We start from the raw sequence: 16,595 nt of genomic DNA, 5'->3' as shown, positions 1-16,595 counted from the left end.
AAGCGAACCGCTTCCCATCACGTTATTTTTCGACTTGTTGCACGCTGATGCGCTGCGCTTCGTCCAGCATGGTGGCTTTAGCACGGATGCGGGCTTCAAGCTGATCGATCATGTCGTTATTATCCAGACGATCTTTGCGGACGCCATCTTCATAGAGACCACTTTTCTTGTTGCCACCCGTGACGCCCAGCGTCGACACCAGCGCCTCGCCCGGACCGTTCACCACACAACCGATAATCGAAACGTCCATCGGGGTGATGATATCTTCCAGACGCTGCTCAAGTGCATTCACCGTACCAATGACATCGAACTCCTGACGCGAACAGGTCGGACAGGCGATAAAGTTGATGCCACGGGAACGAATACGCAGCGATTTGAGAATATCGAAACCGACTTTGATCTCTTCGACGGGATCGGCGGCCAGCGAGACACGCAGGGTGTCGCCAATGCCTTCATTGAGCAGCAGACCCAGGCCAATCGCCGATTTCACCGCACCGCTGCGCGCGCCGCCGGCTTCGGTGATCCCGAGGTGCAACGGCTGATCGATCTGCTTCGCCAGCAGACGATAAGATTCAACGGCGAGGAAAACGTCCGACGCTTTAACGCTGACCTTGAACTGATCGAAGTTCAGACGATCGAGATGATCCACGTGACGCATGGCCGATTCCAGCAGCGCCTGCGGGGTCGGTTCGCCGTATTTTTCCTGCAGATCTTTTTCCAGCGAACCGGCGTTCACGCCGATACGGATGGGAATGTTCTTGTCGCGGGCGCAATCAACTACCGCGCGGATACGCTCTTCGCTGCCGATGTTGCCAGGGTTGATACGCAGGCAATCGACGCCGTATTCCGCTACCTTCAGCGCGATACGGTAATCGAAGTGAATATCGGCTACCAACGGAACGGAGACCTGCTGTTTGATGAGTTTGAACGCTTCTGCCGCATCCATAGTGGGCACAGAAACGCGAACAATATCCGCGCCTACACGTTCTAACGCTTTGATCTGATTGACCGTCGCCGCCACATCGGTGGTACGGGTGTTGGTCATCGATTGAACGGCGATAGGAGCACCATCGCCGATTGGCACATTCCCGACGTAAATACGTTTCGATTTTCTACGTGGAATAGGAGCCTGGTTATGCATGAAAAATCTCCCGCGTTGCCCGTCTGTTACTTACTGTGCTGCTGATTGTTCGGCATTGAGGGTCAGACGCGCAACCTGGTTAGTTCTGATAAAACGGCTCAGATCGACAGGTTTACCCTGGAACTGGATCTGGACCGCTGCCGGAGCACCAATCTTGAGCTTATAAGGCGCCTGGCCTGCCAGATTTAACGTGCCGTCCTTACGCTGGAGGCCGCTGAACAGCTTTTTGCCGGTTGCGTCGGTCACTTCCAGCCAGCAATCAGCGTTGAAGTTCATTACCAGTGCATTCGGGTCGGCCGGTGCAGCCGTCACGCCCGCCGGATCGGATGGCAGAGGCTGAACCGCGTTATTCGCCGTTGTTGCCGGTGCAGTCTCAACGTTCGCCTGAGAAGGGGAAACGACGGCATTGTCAGCCGGAGCCTGGGCGGTTTGATTAACGGCTGGCGCAGCAGTCTGCGCCGTTGTGGTATCCGGGGTATTGGCCGTTGCTGCCGGCGTTTCGCTGGCCGTTGCTGAGGTGTCGGTATTCAGTGGGATGCTTTGAGCGCCCTCGCCCGCAGAGTTATTCAGCTCGGCGGAGGACTGATCGGCCATGGTGGTGATCTCTTCCTGCTGCGCTTTGTGGTTTTGCCACCACCAGGCGCCCGTCAGACCGATAACCACAAACAATACCAACCAGGTAAAGCTCATCAACCAGCCATCACGTTTTTTACGACGTTTGCCCAACGAAAAACTCTGCATCGGCGCGACTTTTGCCGCTCTGACCGGTGCCTGTTTTTCCATCATTGGCAGCAGTTCTTCTTCAGGAATATGCACCAGTTTCGCATAGGAGCGGATATAACCACGCAGAAACGTAGAAGCAAGTTCGGCAGGTGCCTTATCTTCTTCAATATCGCGGACCGTGGAAACCTTCAGACATAAGCGTTCCGCAACGGCTTGCTGGCTGAGTCCGAGTTGTTCACGGGCGTTACGTAGACGAACGCCAGTGGAAAGTGCTGCATTTTGGTCGTGAGTGGCTTCAGTATTCATTCGCTACAACTAATGGTACGTGAAAATTGAGGATCCTGGCGCCGGTGAGTCACAATGCCACCCGCACCGCGAAACTTCTGGTCAGTTAACCTTAGTCAGACAGCACAACACTGTCAGGTTTTGGTTGACAGAAGCGGCTTGTCAGTGAGGTTAAACTGTTGTTGCGTCGTTACATACTGCCTTAAAGTCATATAAAACGCACCGTAATTATTACCCATTCACCGGCGCAATGACTGTTTATTCGCATCTTACGCTGTCACGGCGCAGATAATGCGCCGGGACAGCATAATAATTACACGGCCTTGACGGCGATAGCCTCGCCCTGCATACGTTTACGCAGCGTGCGCTTGGTACGGTCGATAACATCACCGGCCAGCTGACCACAGGCAGCATCAATATCATCACCACGGGTTTTACGCACAATAGTGGTAAAGCCGTACTCCATCAGCACCTTGGAGAAACGGTCGATACGGCTGTTCGAGCTACGGCCATACGGCGCGCCCGGGAACGGGTTCCATGGGATCAGGTTGATCTTGCACGGCGTATCTTTCAGCAGTGCCGCCAGCTCGTGCGCATGCTCGGTACCGTCGTTGACGTGATCCAGCATGACGTACTCAATGGTGACGCGTCCCTGGTTGGCATTGGACTTCGAAATATAGCCACGAACCGAGTTCAGGAAGGTCTCGATATTGTACTTTTTGTTGATCGGCACAATTTCGTCACGGATGGTGTCGTTCGGCGCATGCAGAGAGATGGCCAGCGCGACGTCAATCATGTCGCCGAGCTTATCCAGCGCAGGCACAACACCTGAGGTGGAGAGGGTCACGCGACGTTTGGACAGGCCAAAACCGAAGTCATCCAGCATGATTTCCATGGCTGGCACCACGTTGGTCAGGTTCAGCAGCGGCTCGCCCATCCCCATCATCACCACGTTGGTGATAGGACGGGTGCCGGTCACTTTTGCCGCGCCGACGATTTTCGCCGCACGCCAGACCTGGCCGATGATTTCAGAAACACGCAGGTTACGGTTAAAGCCCTGCTGCGCCGTGGAGCAGAACTTACACTCCAGCGCACAACCGACCTGGGAAGAGACGCACAGCGTGGCGCGGTCATCTTCCGGGATATAGACCGTTTCAACGCGCTGATCGCCGACGGCAATCGCCCATTTGATGGTGCCGTCAGCTGAACGCTGCTCTTCCACCACTTCCGGTGCGCGAATTTCAGCCACGTCTTTCAGCTTGTTACGCAGCACCTTGTTGATGTCAGTCATGTCATCAAAATTGTCGCTGCAATAGTGATACATCCATTTCATGACCTGGTCGGCACGAAACGGCTTCTCGCCCATCTCTTTGAAGAACTCGCGCATCTGCTGACGGTTCAGGTCCAGCAGGTTGATTTTTCCATTTTTATTTGGAACCGCAGGAATGGCGACTTCGGAGGTATTAACTAATTCAGACATAATATATTCCGGCCTCGTTGTTACACGTTATGGCCCGTGGAGGGTTGAAAAGAAACGCCCCGGTAAGCAGTCTGCTCATCCGGGGCGTTGCATTGTACAAAGTCTGGCGCAGGGATGCCACGTCTGCACGTGGCATTTACGAAAATAATGTGTAAACGAAACCGTTAGATTAACGGGTACGTGGACACACTTCGCCTTCTGCGAAGAAGAAAGCGATTTCACGCGCAGCAGATTCTACAGAGTCGGAACCGTGGGTGCCGTTCTCGGTGAAGCTGTCAGCGTAATCTGCGCGCAGAGTACCTGCCAGAGCGTTATCCGGGTTGGTTGCACCCAGCAGATCGCGGTGACGCTGAACGGCATTTTCGCCTTCCAGTACGGATACCACGATTGGGCCAGAGGTCATGAATTCAACCAGGCCGTCGAAGAATGGGCGACCTTCGTGCTCAGCATAGAAACCGCGAGCCTGCTCAACGGTCAGATGCAGCATTTTGGTGCCAACGATTTTGAACCCTGCCGCTTCAAAGCGAGCAAAGATGCTGCCAATAACGTTTTTTGCCACCGCGTTTGGTTTGATGATGGAAAAAGTACGTTCAATAGCCATGATTACCTCTGTGATTTGTTCTGTTGTTTTGCATTCATGCGTAAGATATGGCGCGGATTATAATGAGCATTAACGCCATTGCCTATGGATGGATGTAACATTTTTTTAAAATAAGACGAGTTTTAACAACAGATCGTGGCTAAACCCTATTTTATTTACTGCAATGTAAAATCGACGGTGGCTACCTGCCCTGCCTCATCCATCACCAGCAGCTGGTAATCCCCTGTATTTTCAAGATGCAATGTATACGCCCGCCCCCTCACATTCAGCAGTTCACCATTGAGGAACCACCAGCGCGCCCCCTCGCTTCCACTGGCCAGCAGGGGCAACGACACGCGCGCCTCACCGGGCACGCGCTTAATCACCGCCCCCTGGCGTATGCCTGAGAGGATGAGCGGCGCCGGGAAGGCCTGGCCGAGCGGTGGGCAGGCGGTTGATGCCGCCGGAATGCGCGCAGCCCGCCGTTCCGCCTGCGGCAGCCACGGCTCCAGCGGCAGCGGCCAGACGTCCAGCGTGTGTTGTCGCGCCTGCGGGCAGTCTGCCGCCACGCGTTGACCGCTGTTATCCAGCCAGACAGGAAAACGAATACCGCGGATGCCCTCCTGCTCCGGCAGCAACAGCGTCGGAGGCTGACTCCCCTCCAGCAGCCAGGTTGAGAGGCGGCGACGACAGTTGCTGTCTCCTTCAGGCAGAGACTGCCCCCCCGGCCAGCAAATGACGCCGCGGCTCACCGAGGCCGGGCGCGGATCCCGCGGCAGGCGCGCCTCATCCAGCGCCGAGCGCGATTGAAGCAGGTTATTAACCTGATTTAGCACCGGCACCGCGCTGGCAAAACCAAATTGCCCGGCCACCGGTGTGCCGTCCGGTCTGCCGGTCCAGATCCCGATCACGTAGCGTGCATTCAGCCCTATCGCCCAGGCATCGCGATAGCCATAGCTGGTACCGGTTTTCACTGCCAGGGGCACCACCTGAGCCAGGGCGCTGTCCGGCAGCGGCTGCGCCTCGTTGGCCAGAATGCGGCGGATGATCCATGCCGCGCCAGGCGAGAGCAGAGGCCGCTCCAACAGCGGATCGTCCGGTTGCAGGCGCAGTTTCCCTGCCCGCCCCTTACGGGCAAAGGCGCTGTATGCGGCAGCGATATCTTCCAGACGCGCCCCGGCACCGCCCAGGATCAGGGACAGGTTCGGCTGAGCGCCCGCCGGAAGCAGCAGCGGTAATCCGGCGTTGCGCAGCATCCCGGCAAACTTCTTCGGCCCGTAGGCTTCCAGTACCTGTACGGCGGGCAGGTTCAGGGATCGCACCAGCGCCTCGCTCATGCTGATCGGGCCGTGAAAACCGCTGTCAAAATTGCCAGGGCGATAATCGCCGGTGCGGCGCGGAACATCCTGCAGCAGCGAGGCCGGGTGGATCAGCCCGTCGTCCATCGCCAGACCATAGACAAAGGGCTTGAGCACCGATCCCGGGGATCGGATCGCCGAGATCATATCGACATGGCTGAAACGGCTGTCGTCGTTGATGTCAACCGATCCCACCCAGCCGCGCACCTTCATATCGCTGTGATCGATTACGATCATCGCCAGCGAACTGCGGGGCGGCAAACGAGATTTCCAGTTCAGCGCCAGCTCCTCCAGTTGGCGCTGGAGTGTGGCGTCGAGGGTTGTCACCACTTTGGTGTCACGGCTTTTGCCAAGCATCATGCGCGAGAACAGCGGTGCCAGCTGTGGCATCTGCCGGGGAGCCAGCCATACCGGCTCTTCCTGCGACTCTGTTACCTGCTGCGCAGGCCAGACGCCCTGCGAGGCCATACGTTTGAGGACTTTATTACGTGCCGCCTCGGCACGCTGCGGCCAGCGGTCCGGGCGCAAGCGGCTCGGAGCCTGCGGCAGAACAGCAAGCAGCGCGGCTTCGGAGTAGCTCAGCTGCGTAGGCGCTTTTCCCAGGTAGGCCCAACTGGCGGCCCCCACTCCCTGTAGCGTGCCGCCAAAAGGCGCACGGTTCAGATAGAGGGTCAGGATTTCACGTTTGGAGAGGTGCCACTCCAGCTGGAGCGCGCGCCATAGCTGACGGACCTTGCCGCCCATCGTGCGGGAATGGGGATCCAGCAGGCGCGCCACCTGCATAGTCAGCGTACTTCCGCCCGATATGACCTTACCGGCGGTAAGATCCTGCCAGGCGGCACGCAACACCGAGAACGGGTTTATGCCCGGATGATCCCAGAACCAGCGATCTTCATACTGGATTAGGGCCTCAAGATAGCGCGGCGAGACCTCTTCGATAGTGACCGGATAGCGCCAGATACCGTCGCGATCGGCAAACCGCCACAGCGGAGTGCCGTTTTCATCCACCACCACCCGGGCAGGGTTGACCTCGTGCAGCGGCAGCGGCCACAGGCGATCGGCTGCGATGACGCCAGCCCACAACAGAAGTAACGCCCCCACCAGCCACAGCCAGCGGGAGCGTAGCCATTTCCGATACCGCACGTTACGGGACGACAATCAGCGGGCCGCTGGCCGCACCTGTTGCCCGCCACTGCGGCACGTACATTGATTCCACCAGCGGTACAGGCACCGTATAGGTCCCCGGCGTGACGGCGCGTGCCAGATAGACCAGCGTCACTGGCTGGTATTCATTCACCGGCACGGCGGCCACAAAGCGATCGTCCCGGAACTCCATATGCTGAATATCGGCCTGTTGCATTTGGTTGAGCAGGTTTTGCACTTCACTCCCGCTCTCCTGCAGGCTGGCACTGCTGCTGGCGAGGTTCTGGTTTTCCAGCTCCAGGCCAGCGGGCAGTAAATCGACCACCAGCGCATCCGGCACATTCTGCGAGGCGGTAACTTCCAGCCAGACCAGCACCAGTTCACCGCTTTTCAAAGAAGAGAGCGATTTACTGCTGCCGTCGGTGGCCAGGAACTGACGTTCAATTTTCAGCACATTAGCTGTAGGTTGCGGTGCCGATTGCGGATAGCCGCTGCTGTCCAGACGCACCCACAGCGGCGCAGTGCCGGTATTAGTCACCTGCAGGGCAGCGAGTTGATCGGCATTCAGGTTTTGCACCTGCGGCTTATTACCGCGCATCCCCTCCCCGCCAGGGGTGGTGGTCGCCTGCCAGTCACCCGCCAGCGTCTGGAGGGAACGACCCGCCAGGAACAGGGCGTTGCTCTCCTGAGTCGAGAGCCAGCGCTGGCTGAACGCCTGCTGAGAGAGCGCGTTCAACAGCGTGTTCTGCGCATCTGGCAGCAAGTTGTACTCTTCCAGCAGACTGAGCATCATTGCGTTATCACGCAGCGGGCTACCGTAATCGGCCATCCAGGCCTGCGTCTCGCTGCGCGGCGTTTTGATTGCCAGATCCAACGCCTGCTGGCTGCGCGGCGCATCCCCCATCAGCTTCAGCGCCAGTCCCAGTTGCATTAGCGGCAGGCCCGATTTTGCTTGCGCTCGACGCTCCCAAATTTCGCGCAATGCTCCGAGAGGCGCTTTCTGCTGGCGTGCCAGCACCAGCGCGGCATAGGCCTGGATGGCGAATTTGCTGGCCTGAGTATCCTCGCTGTAGCGAACCGCCATCATGCCCGGATCCTGCAGGTAGCGCAGCAGACGGCTGTTGGCATTGTTGATGGCGTCAACCGGTACGCTGTAACCCTGCTCGCCCGCACGTACCAGGAAATCGGTGACGTAGGCGGTGAGCCAGTACTCTTCTGGACCGTTTTTATCCCAGAGGGCAAAACCGCCGTCGTTACGCTGCATCTGCAGCAGACGAGAGATGCCGATCTCAATGGCCGCGCGGCGCTTCTCGTCGCTGTCGCCCTTAATACCCAGCGCGCTCAGTTGGGCGGCATTGGTATAGAGCGACGGGAACAGGCCGCTGGCAGTCTGCTCCAGACAGCCATACGGATAGGCCTGCAGCTCACGAATATAGCGGGCCAGATTGAGCGGCGGCTTGCCGCTGAGCAAAAGCTGCCCCTGTAATGTCACCGGTGAGAAATCAGCGAGGTGCTGTTCCGGTGCGTGCCAGCTTTCACCCGGCTTGAGCATCGTACCGCTGTTGACCGTCTGTGCCGGGAACGCCGGACGCACGCCAATTTTCCAGCTTTTCTGTTGCGGGGCAAAGGTTTCGCCCGGCAGCGTCAGCCCGCTCACCTGGGCGGCGATTTCGCCGTCGCCAAAGCCATCCAGCGCTCGCACCGGAATAAACAGCGTTGAGCGTTCACCCGCCGCCAGCTGCACCGGCTGCGGCTGGGGCGCTTCCAGGGCCAGATTGCCGCCTGCGGTCAACGCCACGTTAAGGGTCTGCGGTTTATCAGTGAGGTTGGTCAGATCCAGCGTCAGCCTGGCGTTATCGCCGCTGGCGAGAAAGCGCGGGGTATTCAGTTCGGTAATCACAGGGGCGGCAACCACAACTTTGCTTTCACTGCTGCCAAAGTCATCATCCGTCCAGGCCTGAGCCATCAGACGCAGTTCGCCGTTAAAGTCACCAATCGGTAGCGAAACGGTCCCCTCGCCGTTGGCATCCAGTTCTACCGGCTGCGCCTGCTGGGCGATGATGGTGACATGATTTACCGGCGGTTTGCCGCCACGCTTAAGTTCATCGCCATCGCCACCAAAGCGCAGTGACGCCAGGCGTCCCTGGCCTTCAATGACCTGGCCATAGATATCGTAAATGTCTGCGCCATAGCGCTTCTGACCAAAGAACGCCTGCCAGGGATCGGGAGTGACATAATCGGTTATGTTCAGTACGCCACTGTCCACCGCCGAAACCAACACATTGATTTTTTGTGGGGTCGCCCCCTCTTTGACGCTGGCCTTCACCTTGACCGCCAGCGTCTGGTTCGGGCGCATTTTTTGTGGATTATCCAGCGTAATGCCCAGGCGGCGGCTCTCATCGCCCATCGGCAGATGCAACAGGCCCACCGCCCGTTTTGGCGTAGCTGATTTGGATTTATCGCCAGGGCGCACCACCAGCGTGGAGAGATAGAGATCGTGACGTATCCAGGCTTTATCCACCGGGATGGTCATATCCAGCCCCTCGGCCGGCACGTCAATCTCCTTCCACCACAACGGCCCTTCGCTGGATTCGATCATTGCATAGCCTTTCCCTGCCGCCGGGGCAGCGATATGCAGTTTAATCGTATCGCCAGGGCGATAGGTCGGTTTGTCCAGCTTCATCGTCACCCGGTCCGGGCGGGCCGCCCCGGTGCCGTCACTGTTGTCCTGCCAGCTGTAACCTGCCCAGAAGCGCACACTGCTGACCGCTTCATCCGGGGCTTTCACCTCCAGACGATAGGAACCCCACTCTACCGGGAAGCTCACTTTTCCGGTCTCGTCGGCGGCCAGATCCAGCACCTGCTCGCCCTCGTTCAGGTCTTTTTGATCAAACTGAGACTGCCAGCCGTCACTCTCGGACCAGTTCCATGAGTAGTCGCGCCGCTCGCGGATCAGGCGCACCTGCAAGCCAGAGACCGCTTTTTTTGCGCCACTGGCATCGGCGTAAACGATATCAAACCCGGCCTGGCTGTTCTCCTCGACAATCGGCTGATTGACGGTGGTATCGGTGCGATAGTCATAGACCGCTTTGCTGGCGAACTGCGGACGGATGCCCGGCAGGGTACTTGCGGGCCAGACGGCCTGCTCAGCGCGCCGTGTGACCGGACGCCCGCCGGACTCCAGCAGGCTGGCCTGCAAAACAACCTGCAGCGGGGAGTGAGTCTCTTTCCACTGGCTGTCGCTGCTTACCTGTCCGCGTCCCTGGTCATCGAGGGTCAGGTGCACTTCATCAAGACTGCGGCTCAGGTTCTCTTCGGCAATATCCCCGAACTGGAAGCCCGGCAGTGCGGCCACGGCTTCCCGCAAGGGACGCAGGAAGAGCTGTCCTTGCAGGCTGTTGCCGTTGGCGGGTGCACCGTAGAGGTAATAACCCGTGACATTGAACGCAACAGGATCCTCCGGGGATACCGGCACTTTTTGCCCGGCAATATTGAGCGCCATGCGCTCTGGCATAAAGTCTTCGACGTGGAAATCCCACATCTGATGTTGGCTGTCACCCGTACTGGCGCGAACATGCCACATCCCGGTTTGCGCGCCGCTCTCAAGCGGGTAGTCAAAGCGGTAAAGACCGTTTGCGGGCTGGCTGACCACCGTGCGCGCCACCTGCCCGTCCGGGCGTAGCACTTCCAGCTTCACCGGCTGGTCAGGGAGCGGTTTGCCGTCGCTGTCGCGCAGCAGACCGTTGAGGATCACCGTTTCACCCGGGCGATAGAGATCCCGCGGGCCAAACATAAAGAACTGCTTGCTAAAGCCGGGCGCGCCGGAGATAGCAAACTCCGCCAGATCCAGCGCCGGAAGGGTGAGATCCAACAGGGTGGTCTGCCCCTCTTTGCGGGCGAGAAGCAGCGCGGCCTCTTTGTCCGTTTGCAGCATCGCATGGCCATCAGCGTTGCTGGTGGCCTGTGCCAGGGTCTGCCCTTTATTGTTGAGCAGCAGTACCTCAACAGCCGACTGTGTCGCGCCGTTCTCCAGGCTCTGGGTAAAGATATCCAGACGGTTATGGTAGCGGTGGGCGGAAAGCCCAATATCGCTGAGGGTAAAGAGGGTCGCGGCGTTACTGTAGTTGTAATGCCCGGCCTGATTCATCACTGCGATATAGACCCCCGCCTGCTGTAACGGCTTGATATCCGCCAGCGGCAGCAGGAGTTTTTCACGGGTATTGCGGGCCGGGTTAAGGTCAAAACGGCCGGTGTAGACCAGCTCCGCCATCTTCAGCAGGTTGTCGGATTCCCAGTTGGTGAGGGAGTTGCGGTATTCCCACTGGCTGACAAAGGCGGCCAGTGACTCAGGTTTGACGCGATAGAAATTCACATCAACGTTGTTGACGTTCAGCGCCATCACCGGCAGCCCTTCCACCACCTTACCCGGCAGCAGCGAGCCGCGGCTGGCGAACCCGACGCTCGGTTCGATATCACGGGTGGTGATCGCTTTTTCGACCTCGCTGCCAAAGGTGTTTTTGTTCAGCGCCAGCAGGTCGCGCTCGACGGTGACCAGCAGCTCGCGGTTCGGTTCCAGATGACGCAGGCGTAGCTCTTTCAGGTTTGGCGCCAGCTCCCATGCCCCGTCAACCTTGCCGCTTTTTTTGTCCACCACATGCACCGTGCGACCGAAATCCTGGCTGGGATCCAGCGGCACAGAGAAGGTGAGCACCAGCGCGGCGGCACCGTCCAGCTGGATTTCTGACGCATCCAGAAGGGTCAACGCTTTGCCCGCGCTTTGCGCCGCCAGCTTCTCCAGCGTGGCGTTGTCAGGCTTTGCAGGTGCAGCAGCAGCGGTAGAGGTGGAAGCGGTCGCAGTGGCAGGTGCGACAGAACGGGTCTTATCGTCCTTTTCATCGCAACCGACAAGCGTGATGGTGGTAAGCAGCGCTACTGAAAGCGCGGCAAGGCGAAACGGTTTCATCCTTTATCCCTGGCCTTGCGGGCCTGTTGGTCGTCGTCGGGTTAAGTATTATGCGCAAGTTTCATTAATACAAAAGACCCGTTTTCGGATTTGGATAACGCCTCGCAAAATTTTGGTGCCAGATGATATCCCGCTGCTACGGCGATCACAGCCTGTAAGGTTACATGTAACCTTTAACGTCATTTGTTTTTAAAACAACGAGATAGCTGGCTAACTCCGCGTTTACCCTGCTAATTTTAACGCTATGACGCACCCTGAGTGCGCGGTTCAATAAGAGAGAAAGACATGAAACGAGCCGTGAACGCCCTACAAAATTTCGGTAAATCGCTGTACGGACCGGTACTCATCCTGCCTATTGTCGGTCTGTTCATCGCCTTTGGTAACGTACTGGGTAACGGTGCTCTTGCCGGGTATCTGCCGTTCCTGGGCCATCCGCTGATCCAGAGTATCGGCCAGCTGATATCAAAATCTGCCGTCTCGGTGCTGGTGAACCTGGCGCTGGTGTTTGCCGTGGGGATCCCCATTGGTCTGGCGTCGCGAGATAAAGGTTACGCGGCGCTGATTGGCCTGGTGACCTTTGTGGTGTTTATTAATGCCATGAACGTGACCCTGAATTTACAGGGCGCGCTGGCCCCTGCGGATCAGATGAAAGCGGCCGGACAAAGCATGGTGCTGGGCGTACAGGTGCTGGAGATGGGCGTGTTTGCCGGGATCCTCACCGGGGCGCTGTCGGGCTACCTCTATAACAAATATTCCGGGGTGCAGTTTAACGGCGCGATGGCCATCTACTCGGGGCACTGCTTCGTCGCCATTATTATGCTGCCGGTCTCTATGCTACTGGGCGTGGTGATGAGCGAGCTGTGGCCGTTTGCCCAGAACGGGATAAGCGCCATGGCCTTAGCCATTAAAGGTTCCGGGGCGTTTGGCGTGGCGATTTACGGCTTCCTTGAGCGCATCCTGGTGCCGACCGGCCTGCACCATCTGGTCTATACCCCGTTCCTTTACACCGAACTGGGCGGTACCCAGGAGGTCTGCGGCGCAACCTATCAGGGCGCACGTAATATCTACTTTGCCGAGATGGCCTGCCCGGAGGTGAAGCAGCTCAGCAGCACCGTGGTGTGGGATGCCCGCGGTATCAGTAAAATGTTTGGCCTGCCTGCCGCCGCGCTGGCGATGTACATGACGGCGAAACCGGAGCGTAAAGCCGCGGCGAAAGCGATTCTGATCCCGGCGGCGCTCACCTCTCTGCTGGTCGGCGTGACCGAGCCCATTGAATTCTCTTTCCTGTTCGTCGCCCCGCTGCTGTTTGTGGTGCACGCGGTGCTGACCGGGATCGGCATGATGCTCTTTTATCTGCTGGGTGTTCACGCCATCGGGGCCAACGGCATTATCGATTTCATTCTTTATAACCTGCCGCTGGGCACTGAAAAATCCAACTGGCCGATGTACATCCTGGTCGGGCTGATCATGTTCGTTCTGTACTTCGTGGTCTTCCGCTTCCTGATCCTGCATTTCCGCATGAAGACCCCCGGGCGTGAAGAAGAGGATCAGGAGACCCGTCTGTACAGCAAGCAGGAGTACCAGGCGAAAGGCAGTAATGATGGACTGGGCGAGGCGATTATCGTTGGCCTCGGCGGCCGCGAAAACATTGAAGTGGTGGACAACTGCTACACCCGCCTGCGCGTCACGGTGAAAGATGTCGCCATCATTGACGAGCCGCGGCTCAAGGCGACGGGCGCGAAAGGCATTATCAAGCAAGGTAATAACGTTCAGGTGGTCTACGGGCTGCATGTCAAAAAAATGCGAGAAGCGGTCGAGACGGTTCTCTGAAGGAGATAAACATGATTACACCCCCATTTATTCTCTCTATCGCCGGTGGTGGCAGCACCTATACGCCAGGGATTGTGAAAAGCCTGATGGTGCAGCTGGACAAATTCCCGCTGGCGGAAATTCGCCTCTACGACATTGATGACGCGCGGCAAAACACCATCGCGCCTGTGGTGGAGAAGGTGATTCGCGATCACAGTCAGAGCATTAAATTTATCGTCACCAGCGACCCGGAAGTGGCCTTTAGCGGTGCCCATTTCGTCTTCGCCCAGATGCGTGTCGGTCAGTACAAAATGCGCGAGCAGGATGAGAAGATCCCCCTGCGTCACGGCGTTGTCGGCCAGGAGACCTGCGGCCCGGGCGGGCTGGCGTACGGTTTGCGCACCATCCTGCCAATGGTTGAGCTGATCGACATGGTTGATCGTTATGCTCACGAAAAAGCGTGGATCGTTAACTACTCTAACCCGGCGGCCATCGTCGCCGAGGGTGTGCGCCGCCTGCGGCCAGAGGCCCGGGTGCTGAATATTTGCGATATGCCGGTCGCAGCCATGCGTAACATAGGGGCTATTCTGGGTGTGGATCGCCACAAGCTCGAGGTGGATTACTTTGGCCTGAACCACTTCGGCTGGTTTACCCGGATACTGGTGGATGGCGAGGATAAATTGCCGGAGGTGCGCCGCCATGTCGCCAAATTTGGCCTGCTGACCGAAGATGCAGCCAAAACCGACCCGCAGCACTCGGATCCGTCGTGGGTGAAAACCTGGCGCAACATTAAGCCGATCATGGATAACTTCCCTGAGTATCTGCCGAACCCGTATCTGCAGTACTACCTGATGCCGAATCAGATTGTGGAGCACCAGAACCCGGACTATACCCGCGCCAACGAAGTGATGAACGGTCGCGAGAAAAAACTGTTTGCCGCCGCCGAGGAGTATAAACAGACCGGGATCCTGCCGGATGCGTTCCATGTGGGCGTTCATGGCGAGTTTATTGTGGATGTGGCCCGCTCACTGGCGTTTAACCTGCGTCAGCGCCATCTGGTGATGGTGGAAAACCGGGGGGCGATCGTCAACCTGCCGTATGACGCGATGGTCGAGGTGCCCGCGTATATCACCAGCGAGGGACCAGAGCCGATCCGCATTGGCCGGGTGCCGCTGTTCCACCAGACCCTGCTGCAACAGCAGCTGGCCTCGGAGCAGTTACTGGTCGAAGCCACCATCGAAGGCAGTTACGAAAAAGCATTGCAGGCGTTTACCCTCAACCGCACCGTGCCGACGATGGAGCATGCCAAAGCGATTCTGGATGAGATGATTGAAGCCAACCAGGCGTACTGGCCGGCGCTGCAAAAAGCGTGGCAGGATGGGGAAGCAGTGAAAAAAATAAGGGCTTGCTCGCGAGTTGAACGTGGTCCGCTTGTCGGTGTCAGAAAAAACACCGACAATCCATCAATGGATTCATTAATGGAGGCAACCATGTCCACCTCGTATTTTGTCGCAGCCGACTGGCTGATTGAGCACAGTGATGACCCTGAAGTCCAGATCCTCGACGCGCGCATGGCGCCGCCAGGCCAGGAGCATCGTGACGTTCCCGCGGAATACCGCGCCGGGCATCTGCCAGGGGCGGTATTTTTTGATATTGAAGCCCTCTCCGATCACACCTCTCCCCTGCCGCATATGATGCCGCGCCCGGAAGCCTTTGCCGTAGCCATGCGCGAACTGGGCGTCAGCCATGATAAGCATCTGGTTATTTACGATGAAGGGAATCTCTTCTCTGCCCCACGCGCCTGGTGGATGCTGAAAACCTTTGGCGTCGAAAAGGTGTCGATTCTGGCGGGCGGTCTTGCCGGCTGGCAGCGGGCTGAGTTACCGCTTCAGCAGGGCGACGTCTCCCTGCCAGACGGCGATTTTGAAGCCAGCTTCGACGCCGGGGCGATCAAGCGTGTTACCGACGTGCTGCTGGCAAGCCACGAGCAGACCGCACAGATTGTCGATGCCCGCCCTGCCCCGCGCTTCAACGCCGAGGCCGACGAACCGCGGCCAGGCCTCAAGCGCGGCCATATCCCCGGCGCGCTTAATGTGCCCTGGGGCGATCTGGTGTTTGAAGGTGAGCTGAAAACCACCGACGAGCTGCGTGAGATTTTCTCGCGTCAGGGTGTGGATCTGCATCAGCCGATCGTCGCCAGCTGTGGCTCCGGCGTCACCGCCTGTGTGGTCATTCTGGCGCTGGCGACCCTCGGCAAAACCGACGTCACGCTGTATGACGGTGCGTGGAGTGAATGGGGTGCGCGGGACGATCTGCCGGTTGAACCGTCACAGTAATGGATAACCGTCTCGCGACATTGTTAACGCGCGGGGAGTCTCTGACCCGCGCAGAGTATCGCGTGCTGGCCCACCTCACCGAGCATCCGCTGCTGGTGGGCCACATCCGGGTGCGGGAGCTGGCGCAGGCCACGTTCGTCTCCACCGCCACCATCATGCGCCTGTGCCGTAAACTGGGGTTCAGCGGTTTCAGCGAGTTCACCTGGCACTGCAAGCAGCTGTTGAGCGATACGCCGCACATTGCGGCTGAAGCCAGCCAGACGGCAGAATTACCGGTGCTGTTTAATCAGTTCATCGCCAACTACCAGCAGACCTTTCAGTGGGCGACGCCGGAAAAACGTCGCCGCTTTGCTGAACTGCTGCGGGAAAAAGAGAGCTTCTTTCTCTATGGCGCGGGCTTTTCCTATCTTTTTGCCGAGTACCTGACCAAAAAACTGCAGGTACTGGGCAAGACGGCGTTTATCTCTGGTCCGGGCGACAGCCGCAATATTTTCCTCAGTAATGCCTCGCGCTATCAAGTCTTCATCGCAGTCTCGCGCAGTGGGGAAACAGAGCAGGTGCTGGATAAGGCGCGTATCGCGCAGAACGTGGGGATGACGGTAGTGGCCTTTACCCGCGCCTCAGCGAATACTCTGGCGGGGATGGCGGATCTGCATTTTGCCTTGTACGACGAAGCGGTGCATTTCGCCGCCGAAGCCGCTGGGGTGACGTCGTTTGAGTCGAACCTGGTGCTGCTGATGGATTTACTGCTGCTGGAAGCAACGGGGTGAGTGCTCA

The 16,595-nt window shown here is 58.3% G+C and carries 9 protein-coding genes and 1 pseudogene; 4 read left to right on the top strand and 6 right to left on the bottom strand.

The window, feature by feature from the left end; genetic code table 11:
• Nucleotides 1–22 precede the first annotated feature (22 nt).
• The 6 genes from ispG to ACF8PE_RS02725 all read right to left on the bottom strand — a co-directional run bounded on the left by ispG (nt 23) and on the right by ACF8PE_RS02725 (nt 11,673).
• Entirely contained in the window at nt 23–1,141 is a 1,119-nt protein-coding gene (gene ispG / locus ACF8PE_RS02750) for a flavodoxin-dependent (E)-4-hydroxy-3-methylbut-2-enyl-diphosphate synthase (RefSeq protein WP_032613098.1), read from the bottom strand.
• A 30-nt stretch (nt 1,142–1,171) separates the two neighbouring features.
• Nucleotides 1,172–2,170 carry a cytoskeleton protein RodZ gene (gene rodZ, locus ACF8PE_RS02745; RefSeq protein WP_150872045.1) on the bottom strand — a complete coding sequence of 333 codons (999 nt, stop codon included), beginning with the start codon at nt 2,168–2,170 and terminating at the stop codon, nt 1,172–1,174.
• Nucleotides 2,171–2,462: 292 nt separating this feature from the next.
• Nucleotides 2,463–3,629: a bifunctional tRNA (adenosine(37)-C2)-methyltransferase TrmG/ribosomal RNA large subunit methyltransferase RlmN gene (locus ACF8PE_RS02740; RefSeq protein ID WP_032613102.1), complete on the bottom strand. Its 1,167-nt coding sequence runs from the start codon at nt 3,627–3,629 to the stop codon at nt 2,463–2,465.
• A 169-nt stretch (nt 3,630–3,798) separates the two neighbouring features.
• Nucleotides 3,799–4,230, bottom strand: a complete 432-nt coding sequence (ndk, locus tag ACF8PE_RS02735) for a nucleoside-diphosphate kinase (RefSeq protein ID WP_032613104.1) — start codon at nt 4,228–4,230, stop codon at nt 3,799–3,801.
• A gap of 155 nt (nt 4,231–4,385) precedes the next feature.
• Nucleotides 4,386–6,725: a peptidoglycan glycosyltransferase PbpC gene (gene pbpC, locus ACF8PE_RS02730; protein ID WP_392494522.1), complete on the bottom strand. Its 2,340-nt coding sequence runs from the start codon at nt 6,723–6,725 to the stop codon at nt 4,386–4,388.
• On the bottom strand, nt 6,712–11,673 hold the full coding sequence (locus tag ACF8PE_RS02725; RefSeq protein WP_392494521.1) for an alpha-2-macroglobulin: 4,962 nt from the start codon (nt 11,671–11,673) through the stop codon (nt 6,712–6,714). The genes pbpC and ACF8PE_RS02725 overlap by 14 nt, the downstream gene beginning before the upstream one ends.
• Before the next feature lie 285 nt (nt 11,674–11,958).
• Between ACF8PE_RS02725 and ACF8PE_RS02720 the strand changes: the two genes are divergently transcribed.
• The 4 genes and pseudogenes from ACF8PE_RS02720 to ACF8PE_RS02705 all read left to right on the top strand — a co-directional run bounded on the left by ACF8PE_RS02720 (nt 11,959) and on the right by ACF8PE_RS02705 (nt 16,588).
• Nucleotides 11,959–13,503, top strand: a complete 1,545-nt coding sequence (locus tag ACF8PE_RS02720; RefSeq protein ID WP_032613111.1) for a PTS transporter subunit EIIC — start codon at nt 11,959–11,961, stop codon at nt 13,501–13,503.
• Between the two features lie 11 nt (nt 13,504–13,514).
• Nucleotides 13,515–14,873 (top strand): annotated as a pseudogene (locus ACF8PE_RS02715) (6-phospho-alpha-glucosidase); the annotation flags it as partial.
• A 99-nt stretch (nt 14,874–14,972) separates the two neighbouring features.
• Complete coding sequence (sseA, locus tag ACF8PE_RS02710) at nt 14,973–15,818, top strand: 3-mercaptopyruvate sulfurtransferase (RefSeq protein ID WP_059309079.1); 846 nt, start codon at nt 14,973–14,975, stop codon at nt 15,816–15,818.
• The gene (locus ACF8PE_RS02705) at nt 15,818–16,588 is read left to right on the top strand and encodes a MurR/RpiR family transcriptional regulator (RefSeq protein WP_077226719.1); all 771 of its coding nucleotides are present in this window, start codon (nt 15,818–15,820) and stop codon (nt 16,586–16,588) included. Before sseA ends, ACF8PE_RS02705 begins: the two co-directional genes overlap by 1 nt.
• The last annotated feature ends 7 nt before the right edge of the window (nt 16,589–16,595 follow it).

The organism is Leclercia sp. GLN_9 (genome assembly GCF_043105735.1).
Taxonomy (GTDB): domain Bacteria; phylum Pseudomonadota; class Gammaproteobacteria; order Enterobacterales; family Enterobacteriaceae; genus Enterobacter; species Enterobacter adecarboxylatus.
The sequence above is the reverse complement of the archived record's forward strand: the minus strand, read 5'-3'. Positions and strand labels throughout refer to the sequence as shown.

Coding starts and splice junctions, on each gene's coding strand:
- ACF8PE_RS02725 (WP_392494521.1), bottom strand. CDS start 11,673: ATGAAACCGTTTCGCCTTGCCGCGCTTTCAGTAGCGCTGCTTACCACC.
- rodZ (WP_150872045.1), bottom strand. CDS start 2,170: ATGAATACTGAAGCCACTCACGACCAAAATGCAGCACTTTCCACTGGC.
- ACF8PE_RS02740 (WP_032613102.1), bottom strand. CDS start 3,629: ATGTCTGAATTAGTTAATACCTCCGAAGTCGCCATTCCTGCGGTTCCA.
- ACF8PE_RS02720 (WP_032613111.1), top strand. CDS start 11,959: ATGAAACGAGCCGTGAACGCCCTACAAAATTTCGGTAAATCGCTGTAC.
- ACF8PE_RS02705 (WP_077226719.1), top strand. CDS start 15,818: ATGGATAACCGTCTCGCGACATTGTTAACGCGCGGGGAGTCTCTGACC.
- ispG (WP_032613098.1), bottom strand. CDS start 1,141: ATGCATAACCAGGCTCCTATTCCACGTAGAAAATCGAAACGTATTTAC.
- ndk (WP_032613104.1), bottom strand. CDS start 4,230: ATGGCTATTGAACGTACTTTTTCCATCATCAAACCAAACGCGGTGGCA.
- sseA (WP_059309079.1), top strand. CDS start 14,973: ATGTCCACCTCGTATTTTGTCGCAGCCGACTGGCTGATTGAGCACAGT.